24 protein-coding genes are annotated in these 26,882 nt (G+C 65.5%); 16 read left to right on the top strand and 8 right to left on the bottom strand.

All coding sequences use genetic code 11. The annotated features are described in order from the left end of the window. Positions 1–33: 33 nt before the first annotated feature. From AC1DZY_RS16570 to AC1DZY_RS16600, 7 genes are all read right to left on the bottom strand, one after another. Positions 34–936: a tellurite resistance TerB family protein gene (locus tag AC1DZY_RS16570; RefSeq protein WP_476821231.1), complete on the bottom strand. Its 903-nt coding sequence runs from the start codon at positions 934–936 to the stop codon at positions 34–36. A 131-nt stretch (positions 937–1,067) separates the two neighbouring features. Continuing rightward, complete coding sequence (locus tag AC1DZY_RS16575; protein WP_476821232.1) at positions 1,068–2,048, bottom strand: peptide ABC transporter ATP-binding protein; 981 nt, start codon at positions 2,046–2,048, stop codon at positions 1,068–1,070. Further along, positions 2,045–3,070 (bottom strand): ABC transporter ATP-binding protein, encoded by a 1,026-nt coding sequence (locus AC1DZY_RS16580; protein ID WP_476821233.1) that lies wholly within the window; start codon positions 3,068–3,070, stop codon positions 2,045–2,047. Before AC1DZY_RS16580 ends, AC1DZY_RS16575 begins: the two co-directional genes overlap by 4 nt. 3 nt (positions 3,071–3,073) lie before the next feature. Then, positions 3,074–3,985 carry an ABC transporter permease subunit gene (locus AC1DZY_RS16585; protein ID WP_476821234.1) on the bottom strand — a complete coding sequence of 304 codons (912 nt, stop codon included), beginning with the start codon at positions 3,983–3,985 and terminating at the stop codon, positions 3,074–3,076. A 13-nt stretch (positions 3,986–3,998) separates the two neighbouring features. After that, the gene (locus AC1DZY_RS16590; protein ID WP_476821235.1) at positions 3,999–5,009 is read right to left on the bottom strand and encodes an ABC transporter permease subunit; all 1,011 of its coding nucleotides are present in this window, start codon (positions 5,007–5,009) and stop codon (positions 3,999–4,001) included. Between the two features lie 159 nt (positions 5,010–5,168). Further along, on the bottom strand, positions 5,169–6,785 hold the full coding sequence (locus AC1DZY_RS16595) for an ABC transporter substrate-binding protein (RefSeq protein ID WP_476821236.1): 1,617 nt from the start codon (positions 6,783–6,785) through the stop codon (positions 5,169–5,171). 98 nt (positions 6,786–6,883) lie between these two features. Further along, the gene (locus tag AC1DZY_RS16600; RefSeq protein ID WP_476821237.1) at positions 6,884–8,476 is read right to left on the bottom strand and encodes an ABC transporter substrate-binding protein; all 1,593 of its coding nucleotides are present in this window, start codon (positions 8,474–8,476) and stop codon (positions 6,884–6,886) included. 624 nt (positions 8,477–9,100) lie between these two features. Between AC1DZY_RS16600 and zapE the strand changes: the two genes are divergently transcribed. From zapE to AC1DZY_RS16665, 13 genes are all read left to right on the top strand, one after another. Further along, the gene (gene zapE / locus AC1DZY_RS16605; protein WP_476821238.1) at positions 9,101–10,279 is read left to right on the top strand and encodes a cell division protein ZapE; all 1,179 of its coding nucleotides are present in this window, start codon (positions 9,101–9,103) and stop codon (positions 10,277–10,279) included. A gap of 2 nt (positions 10,280–10,281) precedes the next feature. Next, the gene (locus AC1DZY_RS16610; protein WP_476821239.1) at positions 10,282–10,881 is read left to right on the top strand and encodes a TetR/AcrR family transcriptional regulator; all 600 of its coding nucleotides are present in this window, start codon (positions 10,282–10,284) and stop codon (positions 10,879–10,881) included. Between the two features lie 260 nt (positions 10,882–11,141). Next, a complete protein-coding gene (mdh, locus tag AC1DZY_RS16615) occupies positions 11,142–12,104 on the top strand; it encodes a malate dehydrogenase (RefSeq protein WP_476821240.1) in 963 nt (320 codons plus the stop codon). A gap of 101 nt (positions 12,105–12,205) precedes the next feature. After that, positions 12,206–13,402: an ADP-forming succinate--CoA ligase subunit beta gene (sucC, locus tag AC1DZY_RS16620; protein ID WP_476821241.1), complete on the top strand. Its 1,197-nt coding sequence runs from the start codon at positions 12,206–12,208 to the stop codon at positions 13,400–13,402. A gap of 9 nt (positions 13,403–13,411) precedes the next feature. Beyond that, complete coding sequence (gene sucD, locus AC1DZY_RS16625) at positions 13,412–14,296, top strand: succinate--CoA ligase subunit alpha (RefSeq protein WP_476821242.1); 885 nt, start codon at positions 13,412–13,414, stop codon at positions 14,294–14,296. A 5-nt stretch (positions 14,297–14,301) separates the two neighbouring features. Further along, on the top strand, positions 14,302–15,222 hold the full coding sequence (locus AC1DZY_RS16630) for an FkbM family methyltransferase (RefSeq protein WP_476821243.1): 921 nt from the start codon (positions 14,302–14,304) through the stop codon (positions 15,220–15,222). Between the two features lie 49 nt (positions 15,223–15,271). After that, positions 15,272–18,229: a 2-oxoglutarate dehydrogenase E1 component gene (locus tag AC1DZY_RS16635; RefSeq protein ID WP_476821244.1), complete on the top strand. Its 2,958-nt coding sequence runs from the start codon at positions 15,272–15,274 to the stop codon at positions 18,227–18,229. 53 nt (positions 18,230–18,282) lie between these two features. Further along, entirely contained in the window at positions 18,283–19,566 is a 1,284-nt protein-coding gene (gene odhB / locus AC1DZY_RS16640) for a 2-oxoglutarate dehydrogenase complex dihydrolipoyllysine-residue succinyltransferase (protein ID WP_476821245.1), read from the top strand. Between the two features lie 15 nt (positions 19,567–19,581). After that, positions 19,582–19,836 carry a DUF4160 domain-containing protein gene (locus AC1DZY_RS16645; RefSeq protein ID WP_476821246.1) on the top strand — a complete coding sequence of 85 codons (255 nt, stop codon included), beginning with the start codon at positions 19,582–19,584 and terminating at the stop codon, positions 19,834–19,836. Continuing rightward, positions 19,833–20,144, top strand: coding sequence for a DUF2442 domain-containing protein (locus tag AC1DZY_RS16650; RefSeq protein WP_476821247.1), 312 nt, complete (start codon positions 19,833–19,835; stop codon positions 20,142–20,144). Before AC1DZY_RS16645 ends, AC1DZY_RS16650 begins: the two co-directional genes overlap by 4 nt. Positions 20,145–20,166: 22 nt before the next feature. Next, positions 20,167–21,564 carry a dihydrolipoyl dehydrogenase gene (lpdA, locus tag AC1DZY_RS16655; protein WP_476821248.1) on the top strand — a complete coding sequence of 466 codons (1,398 nt, stop codon included), beginning with the start codon at positions 20,167–20,169 and terminating at the stop codon, positions 21,562–21,564. A 40-nt stretch (positions 21,565–21,604) separates the two neighbouring features. Then, complete coding sequence (locus AC1DZY_RS16660) at positions 21,605–21,907, top strand: nucleotidyltransferase family protein (protein ID WP_476821249.1); 303 nt, start codon at positions 21,605–21,607, stop codon at positions 21,905–21,907. Continuing rightward, positions 21,907–22,251 carry a HepT-like ribonuclease domain-containing protein gene (locus AC1DZY_RS16665; RefSeq protein WP_476821250.1) on the top strand — a complete coding sequence of 115 codons (345 nt, stop codon included), beginning with the start codon at positions 21,907–21,909 and terminating at the stop codon, positions 22,249–22,251. The genes AC1DZY_RS16660 and AC1DZY_RS16665 overlap by 1 nt, the downstream gene beginning before the upstream one ends. A gap of 22 nt (positions 22,252–22,273) precedes the next feature. On the opposite strand, the gene folD is transcribed toward AC1DZY_RS16665, so the two are convergent. Next, positions 22,274–23,134 (bottom strand): bifunctional methylenetetrahydrofolate dehydrogenase/methenyltetrahydrofolate cyclohydrolase FolD, encoded by an 861-nt coding sequence (gene folD, locus AC1DZY_RS16670; protein ID WP_476821251.1) that lies wholly within the window; start codon positions 23,132–23,134, stop codon positions 22,274–22,276. A gap of 175 nt (positions 23,135–23,309) precedes the next feature. Between folD and AC1DZY_RS16675 the strand changes: the two genes are divergently transcribed. The 3 genes from AC1DZY_RS16675 (at position 23,310) to AC1DZY_RS16685 (ending at position 26,819) form a co-directional block, all read left to right on the top strand. Further along, the gene (locus AC1DZY_RS16675; protein WP_476821252.1) at positions 23,310–24,638 is read left to right on the top strand and encodes a cytosine deaminase; all 1,329 of its coding nucleotides are present in this window, start codon (positions 23,310–23,312) and stop codon (positions 24,636–24,638) included. 171 nt (positions 24,639–24,809) lie between these two features. Further along, positions 24,810–26,234, top strand: coding sequence for an FAD-binding oxidoreductase (locus tag AC1DZY_RS16680; protein ID WP_476821253.1), 1,425 nt, complete (start codon positions 24,810–24,812; stop codon positions 26,232–26,234). Between the two features lie 3 nt (positions 26,235–26,237). Next, positions 26,238–26,819, top strand: coding sequence for an NAD(P)H-dependent oxidoreductase (locus AC1DZY_RS16685; protein WP_476821254.1), 582 nt, complete (start codon positions 26,238–26,240; stop codon positions 26,817–26,819). Positions 26,820–26,882: the final 63 nt, after the last annotated feature.

Here is a 26,882-nt window from a genome sequence, read left to right on the forward strand (position 1 = left end):
CCGCGCTGGGCACACGCCGGGACTGCCTTGGAACTAGACCTTCGCTGCGCTCGCGGCTGCGTCGATGTTCGCGACCAGTTCGGCATCGAGCCCGAGCGAGGCGGACAGCCCGGCGAGGAAATCCTTCTCCTTGGGCTTGTCTGGGTTGATGGCGATGCGGGCGGCTGTGTAAATCTGTGCCGCGAGCTCGGGCGATTCAGCGGCTTCCACCAGCGTGTCGACCGAGGCCGGGTGGGCCATTTCGTTGGCGAGCCAGTCATTGGCCTCGGGATCGAAGCCGGCTTCGCGCAAGCCGCCCAGAATGGCGTTGCGCTCGTCGGCGTCGATCGTGCCGTCGGCCGCGGCGGCTGCGATCATGGCGCGGATGAAGATCAGCGCGGTTGCTTCGGTGGCGGCCTCCGGCTCGAAGCCCGTTCCGGCCGGAGCGGGCTGGACCGGCTCTCGCGCGACATCGATCAGCGGCTTGCCGGCCTGATAGTTCTGATAGGCCTTGTAGGCGAGGCCGCCGACCAGCGCGAGACCGCCCATGCGGGCAGCCGAGCCGACCACGGCGCGGCCGGCCGAAGAGCCGAAGACCAGTGCGCCGAGCCCGCCGAGCACCGCCGTCGCCACGCCTGGATTGGCGTTGATCATGCCCCTGGCCTGCTCGATGATGTCCTGGACGTTGCGCCCGCCGGTGAGCTGACCCAGAGCGTCACCGGCCTTCTGCTGCATGCCCGTCTGGTGCGCGGCGTCGCCGACGCCTTGCGTCGCCTGATTCAGGATCTGGCCCGCCATGCCGGCAAGTCCGCCGACGCCGCCGGCCTTCTGGACCTGCTCGGCGAGGCTGCCGAGGATGCTGCCGAGCCCGCCGGCCTGTGCGCCCGGCTGGCCGCCCTGACCCGCCTGGCTGCCGGCAGCGACCAATGCGTCGAGAAGTGACTTGGCGTTGAACATGGGCAGGCTCCTCGGTGCGGCTCTCGGCGATTGCGGCTCGCAACCTGCACCGAAGTGCCGCACCGCACAACCGGCGGCGGCCGGTTCCCCCCGACGCGCGGCGCGCGAACGTTTCCGCCGAAGCGAGCCCCTTATGCCGCCTGCGCCAGGAACTGCTCGGCGTAGTGGCAGGCGACAAGCCGCTCGTCGAGCAGGCGGACCGGCGGACGCTCGCTGCGGCAGAGATCGGTGACATGCGGGCAGCGCGTCGAGAAGACGCAGCCCTTGGGCGGGTTCAGCGGCGAGGGCAGTTCGCCCTTGAGCACGATCCGCTCACGCTTCTGCGTCGTCACGCTTGGCGTCGAGGCGAGAAGGGCCTGCGTATAGGGGTGCAGCGGCCGGGCGAAGATCGCGGCCTTGGGACCGTGCTCGATGGCATGGCCGAGATACATCACCATCACGTCATGGGCGATGTGCCGGACGACGCCAAGATCATGCGAGATGAAGAGATAGGCGAGCTTGAGTTCGTCCTGCAGATCGGCGAGCAGATTGAGCACCTGCGCCTGAATGGAAACGTCGAGCGCCGAGACCGGCTCGTCGGCGACCAGCAGCTTCGGCGACAGGATCAGCGATCGCGCAATCGCGATGCGCTGGCGCTGGCCGCCGGAGAACATGTGCGGATAGCGGCTGTAGTGCTCAGGCCGCAGGCCGACCTTGGCCATCATGGCGCGGGCCGCCTCGGTCCGCTCCGGGCCGGTCAGCTTCGTGTTGATCAGCAGCGGCTCCTCGAGGATCGCGCCGACGCGCTTGCGCGGGTTGAGCGAGCCATAGGGGTTCTGGAAGACCATCTGCACGGTGCGGCGCAGCCGCTTGGCCTCGCCGGCCGGCGGATGCACCGCGTCGAGCCCATCCAGCGTCAGTTCGCCCGAGGTCGGGGTCTCGATCAGCGTCGCCATGCGGGCGAGCGTCGATTTCCCGCAGCCGGATTCGCCAACGACGGCGAGCGTCTTGCCCTCGTTCACGGAGAACGAGACGCCGCGCACCGCCTGCAGCGACGCCGGAGCCCGGAACAGGCCGCGCTTGATCGAATAGGTCTGCGTCAGCTCGCGCGCCTCGATGATGGGTTGAGTCACGACGTAGCCTCCGTCACGACGGCCCGGCCGTCGTCGGCGGCGCGCAGGGCCTCGCGCTGCGGATCGCCGAGCGGATAGTGGCAACGGATCTTGCCGTCCTGCCAGCTTCGCAGATCGGGCTGGACTATACGGGAGTGGTCGGTCGCATAGGCGCAGCGCGGGCTGAACAGGCAGCCTTTCGGCCGGTCGTGCAGGCCCGGCACCATGCCGGGAATGGTTGCAAGCCGCCGTTCGCCCTCGCTACGCTCGGGCAGGGCGGCGAGCAGCGCCGCCGAGTAAGGGTGCTGCGGCGCAGCGAAAAGCGAGGCGACGCTGCGCTCCTCCATGATCTGGCCGGCATACATCACCATGATGCGCTGCGCGGTCTCGGCGACCACGCCCATATTGTGGGTGATCAGCACCAGCGCCATGCCGCGGTCGCGCTGCAGCGACATCAGCAGGTCGAGGATCTGGGCCTGAATGGTGACGTCGAGCGCGGTCGTCGGCTCGTCGGCGATCAGCAGGCGCGGATTGCAGGCGATCGCCATGGCGATCATCACGCGCTGGTTCATGCCGCCCGACATCTGGTGCGGATAGGCCTTCAGCCGGCTTTCCGGGGCGGGGATGCCGACCTGTTCGAGCAGTTCGATCGAGCGGCGTTTGGCGGCCTTGGAGTCCATGCCCTCATGCTTCTTCAGTGTCTCGGCGAGCTGGAAGCCGATGGTGAAGCAGGGGTTCAGGCTGGTGCTTGGCTCCTGGAAGATCATCGCGATGTCCTTGCCGGTGAGCTGCCGGCGTTCGCGATCGGACATTTTCAGCATGTCGCGCCCGTCATAGACGAGGCGATCGGCCGTGATCTTGCCGGGATAGGCGACGAGGCCCATCAGCGCGAGCATGGTGACGCTCTTGCCGGAGCCGGATTCGCCGACGACGCCGAGGAGCTCGCCCTCGTCCAGCGTCAGGCTGACGCGATCGACGGCCTTCAGGGTTCCAGCCGAGGTCGGGAACTCGACGCTCAGATTCTCGATTTCGAGCAGTGGCATGGCTTAGCGCTTCAGTTTGGGGTCGAGGGCGTCGCGCAGGCCGTCGCCGAGCAGGTTGAAGGCCAGCACGGTGATCAGGATGGCGAGGCCGGGCAGCGTCACCACCCACCAGGCGCGCAGGACGAATTCGCGCGCGTCGGCAAGCATCGTGCCCCATTCCGGCGTCGGCGGCTGCGCACCGAGACCCAGGAATCCGAGCGCGGCGGCGTCGAGGATCGCGGTGGAGACGCCGAGCGTCGCCTGCACGATCAGAGGCGCGGTGCAGTTGGGCAGGACCTCGCTGAACATCAGCCTGAGTGTGCTGGCGCCGCTGACTTTCGCCGCGATGACATAGTCCTTGGAGGTCTCGGCGATGACGGCCGCGCGGGTGATGCGGACGTAATGCGGCAGGACGACGATGGCGACCGCCAGCATCGCGTTCATCAGGCCCGGTCCGAGGATCGCGACGATGACGATAGCGAGCAGCAGGCTCGGCATGGTCAGGACGATGTCCATCAGCCGCATGATCGCGATCTCGATGACGCCCTTGAAGAAGCCCGCGACGAGGCCGAGCACGATGCCGACGGCGATCGCCAGCGCGACCACGGCGATGCCGATGACCAGCGAGAGCCGCGCGCCGTAGAGCAGCCGCGAAAGAATGTCGCGGCCGATCGCGTCGGTGCCGAGCGGGTAGCTCCACGAGCCGCCCTCCTGCCAGACCGGCGGCTTCAGGAAGACGGCGTTGTTGGTGAGATAGGGCGAATGCGGCGCGAGCACGTCGGCGAAGACGGCCGCCAGCAGCACGAAGACGATGACGACGAGGCCTGCGACGGCGCCGCGATTGGCGCTGAAATAGCTCCAGAACTCGCGCAAGGGGTGCGGCGGCGCGCCGGCCGGAACGGCGGCGCTCGGGGCTTCCATAATCTCTGCGGTCATGGCCTGTTTCCCCTCAGCGCGCGTGACGGATGCGGGGATTGATCAGCCCATAGAGCAGATCGACCAGCAGGTTGACGCTCATCACGACGACGCCGATCAGGAGCGTTCCGCCCTGAAGGATCGGGTAGTCGCGCCGGCTGATCGCCTCGATCAGCCATTTGCCGACGCCGGGCCAGGAGAAGATCGTCTCGGTCAGGATCGCACCGGTGAAGAGCACGCCGACCTGCAGTCCGATCACCGTGATCACCGGGATCAGCGCGTTGCGCAGCGCATGCAACGCGACAACGCGTAGCGGCGCCATGCCCTTGGCCCGGGCGGTGCGGATGTAATCCTCGCCCAGCACCTCGAGCATCGCAGAGCGCGTCATCCGCGCGATCACGGCCAGCGGCACTGTGCCCAGCACGATCGAGGGCAGGACAAGATGGGCCAGCGCCGATTTGAAGGCGCCGTAGTCGCCTGCCAGCAGGCTGTCCACCGTGAGGAAGCCGGTGACGGGCTCGATGTAATACTGCACGGCGATGCGGCCCGAGACCGGTGTGATGCCGAGCTGCACCGAAAACAGCAGGATCAGCAGCAGGCCCCACCAGAAGATCGGCATCGAATAGCCGGTCAGCGATATCCCCATCACGCCATGGTCGAAGAGCGAGTTTCGCTTGACCGCCGCGATGATGCCCGCCGGAAGTCCGATCGCGAGCGCGATGAAGATGGCGCAGAGCGCAAGCTCGATGGTCGCCGGGAACAGTGCGTTGAACTCGGAGATCACGCTCTCGCGGGTGACGATCGACTTGCCGAGATCGCCGTGCAGCACGCGCTCGATGTAAATGCCGTATTGGACCAGGATCGGCCGGTCGAGGCCGAGTTCCTTGCGCAGGGCCTCGTGTCTGGTTGCGTCGATGCCGCGCTCGCCGGCCATGGTCTCGATCGGGTCGCCCGGCACGAGGCGGATCAGGAAGAAGGCCAGCATGGTGATGCCGATGAAGGTCGGGATCACCAGACTGACGCGCGTGAGGATGAATCGAAGCATTGCCGGGTCCGGAACCTGTCTGCCCGGCCGCAGCGTGCCGCGATCAGGCTTTGTTTGATCCAGTTACAACGAGGCCGAAGGCGCGCGCAAATTCTGCCTGTGGATTGTGCAGCCGAGCCGTGTCGGCGCTTGCTGTCCCGCCGCCGTCCTGTCGCAGGGTCACTTGGCCAGCGACACACCGACGAAGGGCTGGCCACCGAAGAAGTGAATCTTGTAGTCCTTCACGTCCTTGCGGACCGGCGTGAAGGCCTGCGCGTTGGCGAAGAGCAGCCCGCCGACATCCTCCTGGAAGATCTCCTGCATGCGCACGAACATCTTCGTGCGCTGCGCCTGATCGGTGATCGTGTTGGCCTTGGTCAACAGGTCGGAGAATTCCTTGTTGCACCAGCGCGCCCGGTTGGCGCCGGATTTCAGCCCGTCGCAATGCCAGCCCGACAGCAGGATCTGGCTCGGATCGGGATAGTCCCAGGTGTAGCCGAACATGCCGACCTCATGGTCGCCGGCGCGGCCGCGCTTGAGATACTCGCCCCATTCATAGCTCTGGATTTCGGCCTGGACGCCGATCTTGGCCCAGTCGGCCTGGATGAGCTCGGCGGCGCGGCGGCCGTTGGGCATGTAGGCGCGCACCACCGGAATGGCCCAGAGCACGGTCTTGAAGCCATTGGGCAGACCGGCCTCGGCGAGCAGCGCCTTGGCCTTGGCGGGGTCATAGGGGCGGGGTTTCAGCTTGTCGTCATGCGACCACAGCGAGGGCGGCACCAGCGCCGCCGCCTGCTTGCCGGTGCCCTGATAGACCGCGTCGATGATCGCGGGAATGTTGGTCGCGTAGACCAGCGCCTCGCGCACGCGCTTGTCGTCGAAGGGCTTCTTCTGCTGGTTGAAGGCGAGGAAGCTCTGGTCGGCGATCGAACCCGACAGCATGGTCAGGTTCGCATCCGCCCGCATCGCCGGCAGGTCGCCAGGGCTTGGATAGCGCGCGATCTGGCATTCGCCTGCCTTGACCTTGGCGTAGCGCACGGCGGCGTCGGGCGTGATTACGAAGATCAGGTCGCTGACCAGCGCCATCCGGTCCTTGTTGCCGACGGCCGTGGTCCAATGGTCCGGCACGGCCTTGAAGCGGATCGTCGCGTCCTTCTGATAGGCGACGAGCGAGAACGGGCCGGTGCCGATGGGCGTCTGATTGACCTGTTCGGGTGTGCCGGCCTTCATCATCGCGTCGGCATATTCAGCCGAGAGGATCGACATCGGCTCGACCGAGAGCGCGCTCATCAGCGGCGCATAAGGCTGAGTCAGAGTCATCTTGACAGTGAGGTCGTCGACTTTCTCGACCGCCTTGAGGCTCGGTTTGATGATCGCGTCGAAGAACTGGTAATTGCTCCCGCCGACCTTGTTGTAGGGGTGATTGGCGTCGAACATCCGCATGATCGAGAAGACGACGTCGTCGGCGTTGAAATCGCGGCTCGGCGTGAAGGTCTTGCCGGTGTGCCACTTCACGCCCTTGCGGAGCTTGAAGGTGTAGGCGAGGCCGTCATCCGAGATCGTCCAGGATTCGGCCAGGCTCGGGATGATCTGCGAGCCGCCACGCTCGGTGGTGACGAGCTTGTCGTAGATCTGCGCCGCGACGTCATAGGCGGTGTTTTGCGAGGAGAATTGCGGGTTGAGGAAGTCCGGGCTCGCCTCCGAGCAGACCACCAGCGCCTGCGCCCGGGCCTGGACGACGGATAAAAGGCTGCTCAAACCCAGCGCCGCGGCGGCGGCCAGCATGCGAACGGACATCGTCGTCTCTCCTCAAACGAAAACGGGCGCGGCGCTGCAAGCGGCCGCGCCCGGCAGGCGATGCATCAGCCGGGCCAAAGGCCCGGCCGACAAGGTCGTCAGTTGGCGATGTCGACGCCGTAGAAGGTGTGGCGGCCGAAGGGCGAAAGCTGGAAGTCCTTGACCTCCTTGCGCATCGGCTTGAGCTGCACCGCATGCGCGATGGTGAACCAGGGCGACTGTTCCTTGAAGATCACCTGCGCCTGACGGTAGAGCTCCGTGCGCTGCGCCTGATCGGAGGTCGCCTTGGCCTTCAGCACCAGATCCTCGAAGGGCTGGTAGCAGAACTTGGCGACGTTGGAGCCGTTGGTCTTGGCCGAATCGCAGCCGAGCAGCGTGTGCAGGAAGTTGTCCGGATCGCCATTGTCGCCGGTCCAGCCGAGCATGCCGGTCTGGTGCTCGCCCGCCTGCATGCGCTTGCGGTATTCGCCCCATTCGAACGACTTGATCTCGGCCTTGACGCCGACCTTGGCGAGGTCGGCCTGCATCAGTTCGGCGATGCGCTTGGCGTTGGGGTTGTAGGGACGCTGCACCGGCATCGCCCAGAGGTCGATTTCGAGACCGTTGGCGTAGCCCGCCTCGGCCAGCGCCTTCTTGGCGGCTTCCGGATCGAAGGGATCGTCCTTGACCGTCTCGTTATAGGACCACATCGAGGGCGGGATCGGGTTCGTCGCGGCGATGCCGCTCGACAGATAGACCGCGTCGATGATCGCCTTCTTGTTGATCGCCATGTTGATGGCGTGGCGGACCTTGACGTTGTCGAAGGGCTTCTTGGTGGTGTTGTAGGCGAGATAGCCGATGTTCAGGCCGGGCTGCTCCAGAACCTGGACGTTGGCGTCCTTGCGGATGGCCTCGAGATCGGCCGGGTTCGGATAGGGCATGACATGGCATTCGCCCTTCTGGAGCTTGGCCCAGCGGACGGAGGCGTCAGGCGTGATCGCGAAGATCAGGTCGTCGATCTTGGCCTTGCCGGCCCAGTATTCGGGGAACGCCTTGTAGCGGATGATCGCGTCCTTCTGATACTGCACCAGCGAGAACGGGCCTGTGCCGATCGGATCCTGGTCGATCTTCTCGGGCGTGCCGGCTTTCAGCATCGCATCGGCATATTCCTTCGACTGGACGCTGGCGTACTGCATCGCGAGATCGGAGAGGAACGGCGCCTCGGGCTGGTTCAGCGTGATCTTGACGGTGTAGTCGTCGACCTTCTCGACGCTCTTCAGCAGCTTGGGCATGCCCATGTCGCCGAAATAGGAGTGGTTCGAGCTGGTGACCTTGAAATACGGGTTGGCTTCCTTCCACTGCCGCTCGATCATGAAGACGAAATCGTCGGCGTTGAAGTCGCGCGTCGGTTTGAAGGCGCGGGTGTTGTGCCACTTCACGCCCTTGCGCAGATTGAAGGTGTAGGTCAGGCCATCGGCCGAGATGGTCCATTTCTCCGCCAGCGCCGGCTCGACCTTGGTGCCGCCGCGCTCGAACTGGACGATGGTGTCGTAGATCTGGGTGTTGGCGTCGAAGGAGGTGCCGGTCGTGTTGACGCTCGGCGCGAAGTTCTCGGGGCTGCCCTCCGAGCAGTAGATCAGCGTCTTGGCCGCGAGCGGTTGCGCCGCCATCAGGGCCGAAGCCGACAGTGTCGCCAAAAGCAGTTTTTTCATTATCAGATCTCCTTGCACGCGATCACTCGCCAGGCTTTTCTCAGGCTGCCGTCCCGTCGCGTCGAGATGCGTCCGGTGCCAGCCTTGGCCATGAGCTTATTGAAATGTCTGCAGCGCGGATAGCCGTCAGAAGACGGATAGCGCGTCCTGCCCGGCCATTGGCTGGCGACCCCGTCCCGGGACACCGTGGACGGGATTTCGCGCTACATGCCGCCGGTCGCCCGATCCTGAAGCCAGTCGGCGGGCAAGGCGCGAGATAGCGGGGTGTCCCGTCGCTGCGGTGCCGGCTGCGGGCGAGCGGGTCTGGTCGGTTCGGTTTCGGACCGGGCCGCTGGGGCGGGCGTTCGGCGAGCGGGCTCGGGCGTAGCCTGACGGGCCGGCGCGGCGGAAATCTGTGCGAACAAGGCGAGCGTGATGGCCGCCGAACTCCTGTCCATGCCCGTTCCCCAGCAAATCCTGCGGCGGCGCCGCGCGGCCCGCGGACGAGACCACGCCAGACCTCGATCACAGGCCAGTCACGATGCTGCGTTGTGGTTCTGGAACCGCGTCATGCGCCGCGCCGGTCTTGCGGGGCGGGCGGGGCTGCCGTAACCCGGCTGTTCCCGCCTCCAGCATGCCCCAGCCATGTCCGTCTCGATTTCAGACCGTTACGCTGCCCTCGTCGACACCGGCGCCATCGAGCGCGACGCTGCGCAGGTCGCCGTCGTCAGGCGGCTTTCGGCGCTGAGCGATGCGCTGGCGGCGCGCAGGCTGGCGAGGAAGAGCAGCGCGCTCGGCTGGCTGTTCGGCGGCAGGCAGCCTGCCGGCGATGGCCCGAAAGGGCTCTACATCTGGGGCTCGGTCGGGCGCGGCAAGACCATGCTGATGGACCTGTTCTACGACGCCGCGCCGATCCCCAAGCGCCGACGCGTGCATTTCCACGAATTCCTGGCCGATGTGCACGCCCGCATCCACACCTATCGCCAGCGTCTCAAGGCCGGCGAAGTCAGGGAGCCCGATCCGATCGCGCCGATCGCGGCGGATCTGGCGGAAGAGGCGAGCCTGCTCTGTTTCGACGAGTTCACGGTGACCGACATCGCCGATGCGATGATCCTCGGGCGGCTTTTCACGGCGCTCTTCGCGGCTGGCGTCGTCGTGGTCGCGACCTCCAATGTCGAGCCGTCGCGACTCTATGAGGGCGGTCTCAACCGGGCGCTGTTCCTGCCCTTCATCGAGCTTTTGACCGAGAAGGTCGACATCGTCCGGCTCGACGCCCGCACCGATTTCCGGCTGGAGAAGCTCGGCGGCGCACCGACCTATCATGTGCCAGCGGATGCAGCAGCGAAGGCCGCCCTCGACACTGCGTTCAGGCGGCTGAGCGGCGTCGCGCAGGGCTCGCCGGTGAGGCTCTCGGTGAAGGGGCACGATCTGCGCATTCCCCAGGCGGCGGGCGGCGTGGCGCGGGCGAGCTTTTCCGACCTCTGCAGCCAGGCCTATGGCGCGTCCGACTATATCGCGCTTGCCCAGCGCTTCCACACGCTGGTGCTCGACGACATACCCGTGCTCAAGGACGAGCAGCGCAACGAGACCAAGCGCTTCATCATCCTGATCGACACGCTCTACGAGCATCATGTGAAGCTCGTCGCCTCGGCGGGGGCCGAAGCGCATGAACTCTACAAGGCCAAGACCGGCCGCGAGGCCTTCGAGATCGACCGCACGGTGTCGCGGCTGATCGAGATGCGCTCTGACGACTATCTCGGCCTGCCGCATGGCCGCGCCGATTCGGCAGCGTCGGGCGATTCCGGCGGTCTGGTCGAGACCTGACGATGGTGATGCGTGAGCCGAGCGAGACCCGCATTCTCACGGTCGCCAGCGAGCATCTGCGCCAGTTCGGGCTGAAGCGCTTCACCGTGGTGGCGGTGGCGGAAGAGGCCGGCATGACGCATGCCAATGTCTATCGCTATTTCCCGTCGCGCGCGGCGCTGGTCGATGCGGTCGTCGATGTCTGGCTCAAGGCGACCGAGCGCCGCCTCGCCGACATCGCCGATGGCCCAGACCCCGCCGACGACAAGCTCGAGCGCCTGATCCTGGCGCTGGCCAAGGCCAACCGCGACCTGCTCGCGGAAGATCCGCATCTTTTCGCCGCCCTGTCGCAGGCCGTGGCCAAGCGCCACGCCATCAGCCGGCGCAACCGGACGCGCGTGCGCGCCCTGTTCGAGCGTGTGGTCGACGAAGGCGTGGCGTCGGGGGCATTCGAGCCGCGCGACAGGGACCGGGCGATCGCCTTCGTCATCGATGCGACGCACCGCTTCATTCACCCGGCCTCGCTGGCGCTGGAGGCCGACGTACCGCAGGCCTCCGTCGACGCCAGGCTCTCGACGCTGATCCGGGTCGTGCTGCGGGTGCTGGGCAGCGGGATCATCTGAAAATTTTATGATAAATTACAAAATCTGTAAATTGTTATTGCCGCTTTTCCCGGCACCCGTCGAGCGAATATCGATGAAGACCTCAACAAGCCGTTGAAATAGAAAAGACTTTTCACGATTCCATCGTGATCGCAGCAGCTTGATCGACAAATCCCTTCCGTGCGGCGCGGGGTTGCGGCAAAAGGGCTGTCTGGGCCAAAGAAACCCAGCATTTCGCCGGACTCGCCGGCTGTCGCAGCGCCAAGGACAAGGACTAGCTCATGGCCCGCAAGAAGATTGCCCTCATCGGCGCCGGCCAGATCGGCGGAACGCTCGCCCACCTCGCCGGTCTCAAGGAACTCGGCGACATCGTCCTGTTCGACATCGCCGACGGCATCCCGCAGGGCAAGGGCCTCGACATCGCCGAATCCGCTCCGGTCGACGGCTTCGATGCGTCCTACAAGGGCACGAGCAGCTATGAGGACATCAAGGGCGCCGATGTGATCATCGTCACCGCCGGCGTGCCGCGCAAGCCGGGCATGAGCCGCGACGACCTGATCGGCATCAACCTCAAGGTGATGAAGGCGGTCGGCGAAGGCATCAAGACCTACGCCCCCAAGGCCTTCGTGATCTGCATCACCAACCCGCTCGATGCGATGGTCTGGGCGCTGCAGAAGTTCTCGGGCCTCAAGCCCAACATGATCTGCGGCATGGCCGGCGTGCTCGACTCCGCGCGCTTCCGCCACTTCCTGGCCGACGAGTTCAAGGTCTCGGTCAAGGACGTCTCGGCCTTCGTGCTCGGCGGCCATGGCGACGACATGGTGCCGCTGGTGCGCTATTCCGGCGTCGCCGGCATCCCGCTGCCCGACCTGATCAAGATGAAGTGGACGACGCAGGAGCGCATGGACGCCATCGTCGACCGGACCCGCAAGGGCGGCGGCGAGATCGTCAACCTGCTCAAGACCGGCTCGGCCTTCTACGCGCCGGCGGCCTCCGCCATCGCCATGGCCGAGAGCTATCTCAAGGATCAGAAGCGCGTGCTGCCTGCGGCCGCCGCGCTCAAGGGTCAGTACGGCGTCAAGGACATGTTCCTCGGCGTTCCCGTCGTGATCGGCGCCAAGGGCGTCGAGCGGGTCGTCAAGATCCGGCTCAACGCAGCCGAGAAGGCCATGCTGGAAAAGTCGGTCGCCTCGGTGCAGGGCCTGATCGAAGCCTGCAAGGCCATCGATTCGTCATTGGCGTGAGATAGAGCCGATGGCGCGATGAGCGTGGCGGCCTTTGCGCCGCGCTCGTCGTCCCGCCAGAGGCTCACCGCCCGTCGCAGCTTCCGCACAGGACATCAGGCATGAACATCCACGAATATCAGGGCAAGGCGGTTCTCAAGGAGTTCGGCGCGCCGGTCTCCGCCGGCTTTGCGGCGCTCACGGTCGCCGAGGCCGTCGAGGGCGCGAAGAAGCTGCCCGGCCCGCTCTATGTGGTGAAGAGCCAGATCCATGCCGGCGGCCGCGGCAAGGGCAAGTTCAAGGAACTCGGCCCCGACGCCAAGGGCGGCGTCCGGCTGGCCAAGTCGATCGAAGAGGTCGAGAGCCACGCCAGGGAGATGCTCGGCAACACGCTGGTGACGGCGCAGACGGGCCCGGCCGGCAAGCAGGTCAACCGGCTCTATATCGAAGACGGCTCCGACATCGCCAAGGAGTTCTATCTCTCGGCGCTGGTCGACCGCGAGACCTCGCGCATCGCCTTCGTGGTCTCCACCGAAGGCGGCATGGACATCGAGGCTGTCGCCCATGACACGCCCGAGAAGATCGTGACCTTCTCGGTCGATCCCGCGACCGGCATCATGCCCCATCACGGCCGCACCGTGGCGCGCACGCTCGGCCTCACCGGCGATCTTGCCAAGCAGGCCGGGACGGTGCTGGCGCAGATCTACGCCGCCTTCGTCGCCAAGGACATGGCGATGCTGGAGATCAACCCGCTGATCGTGACGACGCAGGGTCAGATCAAGTGCCTCGACGCCAAGGTCTCGTTCGATTCCAACTCGCTCTACCGGCACCCCGAGGTGATGGCGCTGCGCGACGAGACGGAAGAGGACGCCAAGGAGATCGAGGCGTCCAAATATGATCTCGCCTATATCGCGCTCGACGGCACGATCGGCTGCATGGTCAACGGCGCGGGCCTGGCCATGGCGACGCTCGACATCATCCAGCTCTACGGGGAAAGCCCTGCGAACTTCCTCGATGTCGGCGGTGGCGCGACCGAGGAGAAGGTCACGGCGGCGTTCAAGATCATCACCGCCGACCCGAAGGTGAAGGGCATCCTGGTCAACATCTTCGGCGGCATCATGAAGTGCGATGTTATTGCGCGCGGCGTCATCGCCGCGGTGAAGGCGGTCGGGCTCCAGGTTCCGCTGGTGGTGCGGCTCGAAGGCACCAACGTCCAGGAAGGCAAGGACATCATTTCCTCGTCCGGCCTGAACGTCATTCCCGCCGACGATCTCGACGATGCCGCGCAGAAGATCGTCGCCGCGATCAAGAAGACCTGAGGAAAAACCATGTCCATCCTGATCGATAAGAACACCAAGGTCATCTGCCAGGGCTTCACCGGCAAGAACGGCACCTTCCATTCCGAGCAGGCGATCGCCTATGGCACGCTGATGGTCGGCGGAACGTCGCCGGGCAAAGGCGGCGCGCTGCATCTCGGCCTGCCGGTCTTCGACACCGTCGCCGAGGCGCGCGAGAAGACCGGCGCGACCGCGTCTGTCGTCTATGTGCCGCCTCCGGGCGCGGCGGATGCGATCTGCGAGGCGATCGATGCCGAAATCCCGCTGATCATCTGCATCACCGAGGGCATTCCGGTGCTCGACATGGTCCGGGTCAAGCGCTCGCTCTCGGGCTCGAAGTCGCGGCTGATCGGGCCCAACTGCCCCGGCGTCGTCACGGCGGGCGAGAGCAAGATCGGCATCATGCCGGCCAATATCTTCAAGCCGGGCTCGGTCGGCATCGTCTCGCGATCGGGCACGCTGACCTATGAGGCTGTGTTCCAGACCACGCGCGAGGGTCTCGGCCAGACCACGGCGGTCGGCATCGGCGGCGACCCGGTCAAGGGCACCGAGTTCATCGACATGCTGGAGATGTTCCTCGCCGACGAGAAGACGACCTCGATCGTGATGATCGGCGAGATCGGCGGCTCGGCCGAAGAGGACGCGGCACAGTTCATCAAGGACGAAGCCAAGCGCGGCCGCAAGAAGCCGATGGTCGGCTTCATCGCCGGTCGTACCGCGCCTCCCGGCCGTCGCATGGGCCATGCCGGCGCGATCATCTCGGGCGGCAAGGGCGGCGCGGACGACAAGATCGCGGCGATGGAAGCGGCCGGCATCCGGGTCTCGCCCTCGCCGGCGCGGCTTGGCAAGACGCTCGTCGAAGTGCTGAAGGGCTGACGATCATGCGCGGCAGGCTCGGGCCGTATCTTCGCGCCTTCCAGGTCCGGTTTCCCGGCCTTTTCGGCATGAAGAACGCCCTGCAGCGCGGCATCAGGCGGGTGCTGCGCAAGCCTTTCGACGGCGACTTCGCCGCGCTCGCCGCGCTTCGCCTGCCACGCGACGGCATGATCCTCGATATCGGCGGCAATCGCGGCCAGAGCATCGACGCGATCAGGCTGTTCCTGCCTGACGCACGGATCGTCTCGTTCGAGCCGAATCCGCACCTGGCGGAGCAGTTGCGGGCGCTCTTCGCGGGCGATCGTGGCGTCGAGGTGAAGACGCTGGCGCTGGGCAACGAGCCGGCCGTGCTGACGCTGCATGTGCCCTATTACAATGGCTGGATGTTCGACGGGCTCGCCTCGCTCGACCGGTCCGAGGCGGAGAACTGGCTGACGCCGAAGAACCTCGCCGGATTCAGGCCCGACAAGCTGACGATCGAGACGATCGAATGCGCCGTCGAACCGCTCGACAGCGTCGAAGGGCTTGCGCCGGCCTTCGTCAAGATCGACGTGCAGGGTTTCGAGCCACAGGTGCTCGACGGCGCGCGCGAAACCCTGTCGCGGCATCGCCCGGTGGTGATGCTCGAGACCGGGGCCGATGTCGACATGCTGCAGCATCTGCCGGCCGGCTACGAGCCGGCGCATTGGGACGGCAGCCGGCTGGTGCGGGGGTTTCGCCTCCAGCCGAATGTTTTCTACATGCCCGTCGAGACGGCCGAGAGGCTGTTCGGGCAGGCAGCCGCGGCGACGGCTCCGGCTGGCGGCGCTGCCATTTCAGCCCGGACGCAATCGCGGCAGGCGGGCTTTGCGCCCGCGCGCCTTGGAAAGACCTTGGTCGGCCTGTTGAACACGGGCGGATATCGGCCGGCGACGGCGACCATCTAGAACGAAGATCACGACGCTCGGACGGATTCGGGACGGAAGGCAGGACAACATGGCTCGCCAGGACATCAACGAGGCTCTCGCCCAGACGGGTTTCCTCTATGGCGGCAACGCGGCCTATATCGAGGATCTCTACGCCCGCTACGAGGCCGATCCGACATCGGTCGACGAGCAGTGGCAGGGCTTCTTCGCGGGCCTGAAGGATGACGGCGCCGCCATCGTCCAGAACGCGCGCGGCGCCTCGTGGAAGAAGCCGAACTGGCCGGTCGTGGCCAATGGCGAGTTGATTTCGGCGCTCGACGGCAACTGGGCCGTGGTCGAAAAGGTCGTCTCCGACAAGCTCGGCGCCAAGGCCAAGGCTGCCGGCGCGACGCTGAGCGCGTCCGATGTCCAGCAGGCGACACGCGATTCCGTGCGCGCTATCATGATGATCCGGGCGTACCGGATGCGCGGCCACCTTCACGCCAAGCTCGACCCGCTCGGCATCGAGGGCCCCAAGGACCCCGAGGAGTTCTCGCCGGCCTCCTTCGGCTTCGGCGAAGCCGATCTCGACCGCAAGATCTTCATCGACAACGTGCTCGGGCTGGAATTCGCGAGCATCCGCGAGATGACCACGATCCTGCAGCGGACCTATTGCAACACTATCGGCATCGAGTTCATGCACATCTCCGATCCGGAGCAGAAGGCATGGCTGCAGGAGCGGATCGAGGGGCCCGACAAGGAGATCGCCTTCACCCGCGAGGGCAAGAAGGCGATCCTGAACAAGCTTGTCGAGGCGGAAGGCTTCGAGAAGTTCATCGACCTGAAGTTCACCGGCACCAAGCGCTTCGGGCTCGATGGCGGCGAATCGCTGATCCCGGCGCTGGAGCAGATCATCAAGCGCGGCGGTGCTCTCGGCGTGCGCGACATCGTCTTCGGCATGGCCCATCGCGGCCGCCTCAACGTGCTGACGCAGGTGCTGGGCAAGCCGCACCGCGCGCTGTTCCACGAGTTCAAGGGCGGCTCCTTCGCGCCTGACGACGTCGAGGGCTCGGGCGACGTGAAGTACCATCTCGGCGCGTCCAGCGACCGCGAGTTCGACGGCAACAACGTTCACGTCTCGCTGACCGCCAACCCGTCGCATCTCGAGATCGTCGATCCCGTCGTGCTGGGCAAGGTCCGCGCCAAGCAGGACCAGTTCGGCGACATCGTCGAGCGCTCGAAGGTGCTGCCGCTGCTGCTGCATGGCGATGCGGCTTTCGCCGGCCAGGGCGTGGTCGCCGAATGCCTCGGCCTGTCCGGGCTGAAGGGCCATCGCACCGGCGGTTCGGTGCACTTCATCATCAACAACCAGATCGGTTTCACGACCTATCCGCGCTATTCGCGCTCCTCGCCCTATCCGTCGGATGTGGCCAAGATGGTCGAGGCTCCGGTCTTCCACGTGAACGGCGACGATCCCGAGGCGGTCGTTTTCGCCGCAAAGATCGCGATCGAGTTCCGGCAGAAGTTCCACAAGCCGGTCGTGGTCGACATGTTCTGCTATCGCCGCTTCGGCCATAACGAAGGTGACGAGCCGGGCTTCACCCAGCCGCTGATGTACCGCAAGATTCGCGCGCACAAGTCGACGCTGGAGCTGTATTCGGCCAAGCTCGAAGCAGAGGGCGTGATCCAGCCGGGCGACATCGACAGCATGCGCGCCGCCTGGAAGGACAAGCTCGAGGTCGAATTCCAGGCCGGCCAGGCCTTCAAGCCCAACAAGGCCGACTGGCTCGATGGCCGCTGGGCCGGGATGAAGGCGATCCGCGCCGACGAGGACGATCCGCGCCGCGGCGCGACCGGCGTTCCCGCCGAGGTGCTCAAGGAGATCACCGAGAAGATCACCGCGACGCCCGCCGGCTTCAACGCGCACAAGACGATCCAGCGCTTCCTCGATAACCGCAAGAAGGCTGTCGAATCGGGCAGCGGCATCGACTGGGCGACCGCCGAGTCCCTGGCGTTCGGCTCCCTTCTGCTCGACGGCAACCCGGTCCGCCTCTCGGGCCAGGATTGCGAGCGCGGCACCTTCTCGCAGCGCCATTCGGTGCTGATCGACCAGGAGACGGAAGGCCGCCATACCTCGCTGAACCATATCCGTGAGGGCCAGTCGCGCTACGAGGTCATCAACTCGATGCTCTCGGAAGAGGCGGTGCTGGGCTTCGAATACGGCTACACGCTGTCGGAGCCCAACGCCCTGACCTGCTGGGAAGCGCAGTTCGGCGACTTCGCCAATGGCGCGCAGGTGCTGTTCGACCAGTTCATCTCGTCGGGCGAGCGCAAATGGCTGCGCATGTCCGGTCTCGTCTGCCTGCTGCCGCATGGTTATGAGGGGCAGGGTCCCGAGCACTCCTCGGCCCGTCTCGAGCGCTTCCTGCAGATGTGCGCCGAGGACAACATGCAGGTGGCGAACTGCTCGACGCCGGCGAGCTATTTCCACATCCTGCGTCGCCAGCTCAAGCGCGACTTCCGCAAGCCGCTGATCCTGATGACGCCGAAGTCGCTGCTGCGCCACAAGCGGTGCGTCTCCGACCTCGCCGACATTGCCGAAGGGTCGACCTTCCACCGCGTGCTGCATGACGACGCCGAGCGCGGCAAGTCCGAGACCAAGCTGGTCAAGGACTCCAAGATCCGCCGCGTCGTGCTCTGCTCCGGCAAGGTCTATTTCGACCTGCTCGAAGACCGCGAGAAGCGCGGCATCGACGATGTCTATCTGATGCGCGTCGAGCAGCTTTATCCGTTCCCGCTGAAGTCGCTGGCGCAGGAACTGGCGCGCTTCAAGGCCGCGGACGTGGTCTGGTGCCAGGAGGAGCCCAAGAACATGGGCGCCTGGACCTTCGTCGAACCCTATCTCGAATGGGTGCTCGGCCATGCCGGCTCGAAGTCGAAACGGCCGCGCTATATCGGGCGTCCGGCCTCGGCTGCGACCGCAACCGGCCTGATGTCCAAGCACCTCGCCCAGCTCAACGCGTTCCTGGACGAGGCTTTCGCGGCGTGATCCGCGCGACCTGATCCGGAACGTCAGACAAAGACACGAAGAAGAGGCCTGACATGGCGACCGAAATCCGCGTACCCACCCTCGGCGAATCCGTCTCCGAGGCCACGATCGGCAAGTGGTTCAAGAAGCCCGGCGACGCGGTCAAGGCCGACGAGCCCCTGGTCGAGCTCGAAACCGACAAGGTCACGCTCGAGGTCAACGCACCCTCGGCCGGCGTACTCGGCGAGATCGTCGCCAAGGAAGGCGAGACCGTCGGCGTCAGCGCGCTGCTGGGCATGATCACGGCCGGCGACGGCAAGGCGGCTGCTCCAGCGGCCGCGCCGAAGAAGGATGATGCAGTGGCGCAGGCTGCCGGAAAGGCGGGGGCCGACACGGTCAGGGAAGCCGAGAAGAAGGCCGGCGCGGTTGCAGGCGATACCCCGATAAAGCCTGCGACGAAGGCTGCCGATTCCGGCCCGGCCGTCGGCCGTCTGGCCGCGGAGAGCGGCGTCGATGCGGCCTCCGTTCCTGCAACCGGCAAGGACGGTCGCGTCACCAAGGGCGACATGCTGGCGGCGATTGCGACCGGCGGTACGTCCGCTCCCGCCGCGGCGCCGGCCCCAGTGCAGGTTCGCGCGCCGTCCGCCCCCGACGACGCCTCGCGTGAAGAGCGCGTCAAGATGACCAAGCTGCGCCAGACCATCGCGCGCCGCCTCAAGGAGGCGCAGGCGACCGCCGCGATGCTGACGACCTTCAACGAGGTCGACATGTCGGCCGTGATGGCGCTGCGCAACCAGTACAAGGACGTCTTCGAGAAGAAGCACGGCGTGAAGCTCGGCTTCATGGGCTTCTTCGTGAAGGCCTGCGTGCAGGCGCTGAAGGAGATTCCCTCGGTCAACGCCGAGATCGACGGCACCGACATCGTCTACAAGAACTATTATCACGTCGCGGTCGCCGTCGGCACCGACAAGGGGCTCGTCGTGCCGGTGGTGCGCGACGCCGACCAGCTTTCCATCGCCGGCGTCGAAAAGGCGATCGGCGTTCTCGGCAAGAAGGCCCGCGACGGCGCCCTCAAGATCGAGGACATGCAGGGCGGCACCTTCACCATCTCGAATGGCGGCGTCTACGGTTCGCTGATGTCGACGCCGATCCTGAACGCGCCGCAATCGGCGATCCTCGGCATGCACAAGATCCAGGAGCGCCCCATGGTCGTCGGTGGCCAGATCGTCATCCGCCCGATGATGTATCTGGCTGTGAGCTACGACCACCGCATCATCGACGGCAAGGAAGCGGTGACCTTCCTCGTCCGCATCAAGGAGGCGCTGGAGGACCCGGCGCGGCTCGTGCTGGATCTGTGATGATCGCGGCGGCGAATGCCGACGATCGCGATCATCGACGGTGTTCGCATCGTGATCTATCTCAAGGACCATCTGCCGCCTCATCTCCACGCGATGTTCGCAGAGCACGAGGCGCAGATTTCCATCGTGACTGGTGATATCCTCAACGGATCATTGCCGCCGGCCAAGGCGAAAAGCGTCAACGCGTGGCTGGCGACGAATCGGGAGCAGGTCGCTTCCATCTGGAAAGACATCAGAGAGGGCAGCTACAGCGGAGGCCGGATCGAATGAAGTACCGGATCAAGGATGTCGAGGCTGTGCGAGGAAAGGTTCTGCGCGTCACCTTCGATGACGGGCTGTCGGGCGAGTACGATCTGACGGAGGAGGTCGCGCAGTATCCCGCTTTTGCAGCGCTGGGCGACTCTGCTTATTTCGCCCAGGTCGCGATCGCGGCGCGCGGCCGCTCTTTCGGATGGAAACTCGACAACGAGGGCCACGAGATCGACATTTGCGCCGACACGGCTCGGATCGCCATAGAAACCGCCATGGTCGAGCAGCTTGCGGCGAAATACGCCGTCAGCAGGTCGGCCGCCGAATAATTTCCACGTCTGAAGAGAACCCATGTCCTACGATCTCGTCGTCATCGGAACCGGCCCCGGCGGCTATGTCTGCGCCATCCGCGCCGCTCAGCTCGGCCTCAAGGTCGCCGTCGTCGAAAAGCGCAAGACGCATGGCGGCACCTGCCTGAATGTCGGCTGCATCCCGTCCAAGGCGTTGCTGCATGCCTCCGAGAGGTTCGAGGAAGCCAGCCACACCTTCCCGAGCCTCGGGGTCGTCGTCGGCAAGCCCAAGCTCGATCTCAAGCAGATGATGGTTCACAAACAGGAGACGGTCGACGCCAACGTCAACGGCGTCGCCTTCCTGCTGAAGAAGAACAAGATCGAGCCGTTCTTCGGCACCGCCTCGATCCCGGCCGCCGGCAAGGTCGTGGTGACCGCGGCCGACGGCAAGACTCAGGAGCTGGAAACCAAGGCGATCGTCATCGCCACGGGCTCGGAAGCCACCGCGCTGCCTGGTGTCGCCATCGACGAGAAGACCGTGGTGACCTCGACCGGCGCTCTTGAGCTGACGGCCGTTCCCAAGGAACTGCTTGTCGTCGGCGCTGGCGTGATCGGGCTCGAGATCGGTTCGGTCTGGAGCCGCCTCGGCGCCAAGGTCACGGTCGTGGAATATCTCGACCGCATCCTGCCGGGCATGGACGACGAGATCGCCAAGCAGTTCCAGCGCATTCTGCAGAAACAGGGTTTCGAGTTCATCCTCGGCTCCAAGGTCACCAAGGTCGAGACGGGAAAGAAGGGCGCGAGCGTCACCGTCGAGCCGGCGGCAGGCGGTGAGGGCAAGACGCTTTCGGCCGACATCGTGCTGGTCGCGATCGGGCGTCGTCCGAACACCGAAGGCCTTGGCCTGGAAGCGGCCGGCGTTGCGACCGAGCGCGGCCGTGTCGTCATCGACGATCATTTCAGGACCAATGTCGCCGGCATCTACGCCATCGGCGACGTCGTGCGCGGCCCGATGCTCGCCCACAAGGCCGAGGACGAGGGCATGGCGGTGGCCGAGATCATCAGTGGTAAGGCCGGGCATGTGAATTACGATGCGATCCCGGGCATCATCTACACCGCCCCGGAAGTCGCCTCGATCGGCAAGACCGAGGAAGAACTCAAGGCGGCCGGCACCGCCTACAAGGTCGGCAAGTTCCCGTTCACGGCCAATGCGCGTGCGCGCGCCATCCGCCACACCGACGGGTTCGTGAAATTTCTGGCGGACGCCACGACCGACCGCGTGCTCGGCTGCCACATCATCGGCCCCCATGCCGGCGACCTGATCGCCGAGGTCACGGTGCTGATGGAGTTCGGCGGCTCGTCCGAAGACCTCGCCCGCACTTGCCACGCCCATCCGACGCTGGCCGAAGCGGTCAAGGAAGCCGCGCTCGCGGTCGACAAGCGCCAGATCCATATGTGAGGGCGGCGTTCTTCGCTTCCGGCCTTGTGTGGTGTAATCTATGGGCATGACCCGGGACCGAGCCGCCTCCGAACTCGCGCGTTACGCGGACGCGCTTCGCGCCAGAGGGGCCGCAGCGGCGTTCCTGTTCGGATCGACCGCACGAGATGAGGCCGGTCCAGACAGTGATATCGACGTCTTTATCGATGTAACGCCCGGACGGAAGTTCTCGCTGATCGACCTTGCTGGAATGCACGCCTTTCTTGTCTCCGAGCTCGGGGTCGATGTCGATCTGACGACGCGCAAGAGCCTGCATCCGAAGCTGCGGGACCGGATCGAGAGCGAAGCGTTCCAGGTGTTTTGATGTCGCGTGACATCGGCGTCGTGCTCGATGACATTCTGGATGCAATTTCACTGATCGAAGAAGCCGTTGCTGGCCATGGTCGTGCCAGCTTCGACAGAGCCCGTTTCCTTCAACGCGGAGTCGAACGATCGCTGGAAATCATCTCGGAGGCTACGCGACATCTGCCGGACGACGTCCTCGCATTGAGGCCGGAGATTGCGTGGTCAGGCATCCGCGCGATCGGTAATCTGATCCGGCATGAGTATTGGCGGGTCGATCCCGACATCCTCTGGAGCGTCGTCACCGACGATCTGCCGCCTCTCCGCGCTGCGGTTGAGGACTTGCGTCGGCGCCTCGGCACGTAAAGCATAGAGCCGCTCGACGGCGTTACCCCCGCCGCGCCTTGAATGCCGTCAGCGTATTGCGCAGCAGGCAGGCGATCGTCATCGGGCCGACGCCACCGGGCACGGGCGTGATCGCGCCCGCGACATTCACTGCCTCCGCGAAATCGACGTCGCCCGCGAGCTTGCCGTCGGGCATGCGGTTGATGCCGACATCGATCACGGTCGCGCCGGGCTTGATCCAGTCGGCCTTGACGAAATGCGGCCGGCCGACCGCCGCCACGACGATGTCGGCGCGCCTCACCACGCTGGCCAGGTCCTTCGTGCGCGAATGCGCGATCGTCACGGTGCAATCGGCCTGAAGCAGCAATTGCGCGACCGGGCGGCCGACGAGTTCCGAACGACCGATCACGACGGCCTCCAGCCCAGACAGGCTCGGCAGCGCCTGCCTGAGCAGCAGCATGCAGCCAAGCGGCGTGCAGGGCACGAGCCCGTTCTTGCCGCCGGCGAGCAGGCCGGCGTTGATCGGGTGAAGGCCGTCGACATCCTTGGCCGGGTCGATCGCGTCGATAATCTGGCCGGTATCGATATGCCTGGGCAACGGCAGCTGGACCAGGATGCCATCGACTGATTCGTCGGCGTTGAGCTCGGCGAGTTTTGCGAGCAACTCGGCTTCGTTGGTCTCGGCCGGCAGGCGATGCGCCACCGAATTCATGCCGATCTCGGCCGCGAGCTTCTCCTTGGAGGCGACATAGACGCGGCTCGCCGGGTCGTCGCCGACGAGCACGACATGCAGGCCGGGCACGAGGCCGGTCGAGGCCTTGATCGCGGCGATCTCGCGACCGATCTCCATCCGCAGCGCCGCTGCCGCCGCCTTGCCGTCGATGATGTCAGCCTGCTTCGGCATGGTCCCGGTCTCCGCATTCCGCTCGCGAGCCGCCCTCATGCGCGATCGGGCAGCGCCGGGCAAGCCGTGCGGCGACGCGTCCTGACAGGGATGCGTCGTAGGCGCTTGATCGCGCTCTCGCAGCCCCTCATGCTGGCCGGTATCGACGGCGCAGCGTGTGGGAGAGCGACAGGACGTGACGACCGGATTTGCCCGCCTGCCTGCCTCGGCCTCGTTTCGCCTGACGAATGCCCGCGCGCCGCTCTGCCTGATCGAAGGAGCTTCGCTTGCGGCCGATCGCGATGGGCTGGCCAGCATTGACATTGCCGTGGAGGACGGTCGCGTCTCGTCCATCCTGCCGGCAGGAACGCCGCCGCTCGACGCACTTGCCACGCTCGATCTCGACGGTGGGATCGTGCTGCCGCGCCTGGTCGACTGCCATGTCCATCTCGACAAGGGCCACATCTGGCCGCGCCGGCGCAATCCCGATGGCAGCTTCATGGGCGCGCTGAACAATGTGATGGCAGACCGGGAGGCCAATTGGTCGGCAGAAGATGTCCGCGCCCGGATGGATTTCGGCCTGCGCTGCGCCTTCGCGCACGGCACGGCGGCAATGCGCACCCATATCGATTCGCTCGGCAAGCAGATCGGTATCACCTGGCCGGTGCTGGCGGAGTTGCGGGCCGAATGGGCGGGCCGCATCGCGCTGCAGGCGTCGCCACTCTTCGGTGTGCAGTTCGCGCTCGATGCTGCCCATATGCAGGCTGTGACGGCTGCTGTGAAAACGCGTGGTGACGGCATCTTCGGCTGCGTCAGCTACATGATCCCCGAACTCGACAAGGCGCTCGACATTGTCTTCGAGACCGCAATCGAGAACGGTTTCGATCTCGATTTCCATGTCGACGAGACCAACGACCCGCAAGCGCGCGCTCTGGAGAACATCGCGGACGCCGCGATCCGGCATCGCTTCACGGGCAAGATTCTGTGCGGGCATTGCTGTTCGCTCAGCGTCCAGACGCCGGAAGTCGAGGCGCGCATCATCGCCAAGGTGCGTGACGCCGGCATCGCCGTGGTCTCGCTGCCGATGTGCAACATGTACCTTCAGGACCGTCAGGCCGGGCGCACGCCGCGCTGGCGTGGGGTTACGGCGCTGCATGAGCTGAAGGCTGCCGGCGTGCCGGTGATGATCGCCTCGGACAATACGCGCGATCCGTTCTACGCCTATGGCGACCTCGACCTGATCGAGGTTTTGCGCGAGGGCACGCGCATTCTCCAGCTCGACCATTCGGGCAAGGACTGGGCGAATGCGGTCGCGCGCTGGCCGGCCGACATCATGGGCTATGCCGGCAAGGGCAAGCTTTCTCCCGGCGGGCCGGCCGACCTGATCCTGACCCGCGCCCGGGACTGGACCGAGTTCTTCGCCCGCCCGCAGGCTGACCGCACCGTGCTGGTGAACGGCCAGGCGATCGATACGACGCTGCCCGACCATCGCGAACTCGACCATCTGATGGGTGGACGGTCGTGATGGAATGTCCTCGATCTTTTATACGCCGTCATTCCGGACAAGCCGCGCAGCGGCGCCGATCCGGAATCCATCACAAGGCACTGTGGCGTTCTAGGATGGATTCCGGGTCTGCGCTTCGCTTGCCCGGAATGACGCGGTCTTGGATTTGCTGACGATGAACGGCCTTTGCTCATGACGATCCGCTACGACATCACGGGTCTCAAATCACGTCTCTCCGGTATCCGGACCGAGGAGAATCCGGCGCTGGTCAAGCAAAAGAGCCGCGACTTCTTCTGGTATTCGCCGGTGCTCAAGCGCCAGCTCGATCATGTCAGCGCCGATATCGTGGTCTCGCCGACAAGCGAGGCGCAGGTGCTGGAGGTGCTGTCAGCCGCGCATGCGCTCGGCATTCCCGTGACGCCGCGTGGGACCGGCACAGGCAATTACGGGCAGGCGATGCCGCTGTCTGGCGGCGTGCTGCTCGATCTGTCGGGCTTCAACAAGGTGCTCGACATCGTGCCCGGCCGCTATGTCGCCGAGCCCGGCGCGATCATGGCCCGGATCGACGACGAGACGCGGCACCATTCGCGGCAGGAACTCCGGCTGCACCCCTCGACCTATCAGACCGCCTCGATCGGCGGCTTCATCGCGGGCGGTTCGGGCGGGGTCGGCTCGATCAAATGGGGCGGCCTGCGCGACTGGGGCAACATCATCTCGCTCAGGGTCGCGACGATGGAGGAGAGCCCGCGCATACTCACGCTGAGCGGCGACGATCTGCACAAGGTGGCACATGCCTATGGCACGAACGGCATCATCACCCAGGTCGAGATGCCGCTCGGGCCGGCTTATGAATGGGTCGACGTCATCCTCGGCTTCGGCTCTCTCCGTGCCGCAACCGAATTCGCCAACGGGCTGGGCGAGCAGGACGGCCTCGCGCTGAAGAACCTTGCTGTCGTCGCTGCGCCGGTCGGCCATGATTATTTCCTGCGGCACAGGAAATTCCTGCCGCGCGAGAGCCATCTCGTCATCGTCATGGCGGCCGATTTCGCGGTGGAGGCGCTTTTGGCCTATGCGCGTCGTTTCCGGGGCGCGGAGTTGCTGATGCGCTCGGACAGGTTATCGCCCGAGGATGCCAGGGGCCTGCCGCCGGCTTACGAACTGGGCTGGAACCACACCACATTGCGGGCGCTGCGTATCGACCCTGCGATCACCTATCTGCAGGTGCTCTATCCCTTTCCCAACCAGGTCGATCTCGTCGACCGCATCCATGCCCGCTTCGGCGACGAGGTGGTCTGCCATCTCGAGTTCGTTCGCTTCGATGGCAAGGTGACCTGTTTTGGCCTGCCTCTGGTGCGCTTCACCACGGAAGAGCGGCTTGAGGAGATCATGGCTGTTCATGAGGAGATGGGCGCGCCGATCTTCAACCCGCATCGCTACACGCTGGAGGAGGGTGGCATGAAGCAGACAGACGAGGCGCAACTCTCCTTCAAGCGACTGGCCGATCCGCAGGGGCTGCTCAATCCCGGCAAGATGATCGCCTGGGAAGATCCCGGCTATGACTACGCGTCTGGCAAGAATTTCCTGTTTCGCAGCCTCTCGGATGCAGGTGTCGCCTGAACCATGCGTGTCCTCGTGCTCCATGCCCATCCCGACCCCGACAGCTACGGCGGGGCGCTGCATCGCGCCGTGGTCGAAAACTTGCGGAAGGCCGGTCACGAGGTCGATGACTGCGATCTCTATGCCGAGGGGTTCGAGCCAGCGTTGAGCCGAGCCGAGCGCGTCGGCTATCACGACCTCGAAACCAACACGCGTCCCGTTGCCGGCTATGTCGAACGCGTGCAGGCAGCCGAGGCGCTGGTGCTGTGCTTCCCGGTCTGGAATTTCGGCTATCCGGCTATCCTGAAGGGCTTTTTCGACCGTGTTTTCCTGCCGGGCGTCTCGTTTCGGCTGGTCGATGGCAAGGTGCGGCCCAATCTCTGGAACATCCGCAAGCTCGTCGCCGTGACGAGCTATGGCGGCACGCGCTGGCGGGCGCTGCTGATGGGCGACCCGCCGCGCAAGGCGGTTTGCCGGGTATTGCGCGCAGTCTGCCATCCGGCGGCGCGGCCGCTCTATCTGGCGCATTACGACATGAACCGCGCGACGCCCGAGACCCGCGCCGCCTTCCTTGCCCGCGTAACTGAGCGGATTCAGGCGCTGTGACGAGGCGTGTCGTGGCTTTGTCATCAGCATGTCATGATCGCGGGTGATCAGGCAGCCGGCGAA

The organism is Allobosea sp. P2_A10, from assembly GCF_056405115.1.

Bases quoted from the DNA above. Each gene is read 5' to 3' on its own strand.
- AC1DZY_RS16570 (WP_476821231.1), bottom strand. From the start codon at position 936: ATGTTCAACGCCAAGTCACTTCTCGACGCATTGGTCGCTGCCGGCAGC.
- AC1DZY_RS16580 (WP_476821233.1), bottom strand. From the start codon at position 3,070: ATGCCACTGCTCGAAATCGAGAATCTGAGCGTCGAGTTCCCGACCTCG.
- AC1DZY_RS16585 (WP_476821234.1), bottom strand. From the start codon at position 3,985: ATGACCGCAGAGATTATGGAAGCCCCGAGCGCCGCCGTTCCGGCCGGC.
- AC1DZY_RS16590 (WP_476821235.1), bottom strand. From the start codon at position 5,009: ATGCTTCGATTCATCCTCACGCGCGTCAGTCTGGTGATCCCGACCTTC.
- AC1DZY_RS16595 (WP_476821236.1), bottom strand. From the start codon at position 6,785: ATGTCCGTTCGCATGCTGGCCGCCGCCGCGGCGCTGGGTTTGAGCAGC.
- AC1DZY_RS16600 (WP_476821237.1), bottom strand. From the start codon at position 8,476: ATGAAAAAACTGCTTTTGGCGACACTGTCGGCTTCGGCCCTGATGGCG.
- zapE (WP_476821238.1), top strand. From the start codon at position 9,101: ATGTCCGTCTCGATTTCAGACCGTTACGCTGCCCTCGTCGACACCGGC.
- AC1DZY_RS16610 (WP_476821239.1), top strand. From the start codon at position 10,282: ATGGTGATGCGTGAGCCGAGCGAGACCCGCATTCTCACGGTCGCCAGC.
- mdh (WP_476821240.1), top strand. From the start codon at position 11,142: ATGGCCCGCAAGAAGATTGCCCTCATCGGCGCCGGCCAGATCGGCGGA.
- sucC (WP_476821241.1), top strand. From the start codon at position 12,206: ATGAACATCCACGAATATCAGGGCAAGGCGGTTCTCAAGGAGTTCGGC.
- sucD (WP_476821242.1), top strand. From the start codon at position 13,412: ATGTCCATCCTGATCGATAAGAACACCAAGGTCATCTGCCAGGGCTTC.
- AC1DZY_RS16630 (WP_476821243.1), top strand. From the start codon at position 14,302: ATGCGCGGCAGGCTCGGGCCGTATCTTCGCGCCTTCCAGGTCCGGTTT.
- AC1DZY_RS16635 (WP_476821244.1), top strand. From the start codon at position 15,272: ATGGCTCGCCAGGACATCAACGAGGCTCTCGCCCAGACGGGTTTCCTC.
- odhB (WP_476821245.1), top strand. From the start codon at position 18,283: ATGGCGACCGAAATCCGCGTACCCACCCTCGGCGAATCCGTCTCCGAG.
- AC1DZY_RS16645 (WP_476821246.1), top strand. From the start codon at position 19,582: ATGCCGACGATCGCGATCATCGACGGTGTTCGCATCGTGATCTATCTC.
- AC1DZY_RS16650 (WP_476821247.1), top strand. From the start codon at position 19,833: ATGAAGTACCGGATCAAGGATGTCGAGGCTGTGCGAGGAAAGGTTCTG.
- lpdA (WP_476821248.1), top strand. From the start codon at position 20,167: ATGTCCTACGATCTCGTCGTCATCGGAACCGGCCCCGGCGGCTATGTC.
- AC1DZY_RS16660 (WP_476821249.1), top strand. From the start codon at position 21,605: ATGGGCATGACCCGGGACCGAGCCGCCTCCGAACTCGCGCGTTACGCG.
- AC1DZY_RS16665 (WP_476821250.1), top strand. From the start codon at position 21,907: ATGTCGCGTGACATCGGCGTCGTGCTCGATGACATTCTGGATGCAATT.
- folD (WP_476821251.1), bottom strand. From the start codon at position 23,134: ATGCCGAAGCAGGCTGACATCATCGACGGCAAGGCGGCGGCAGCGGCG.
- AC1DZY_RS16680 (WP_476821253.1), top strand. From the start codon at position 24,810: ATGACGATCCGCTACGACATCACGGGTCTCAAATCACGTCTCTCCGGT.
- AC1DZY_RS16685 (WP_476821254.1), top strand. From the start codon at position 26,238: ATGCGTGTCCTCGTGCTCCATGCCCATCCCGACCCCGACAGCTACGGC.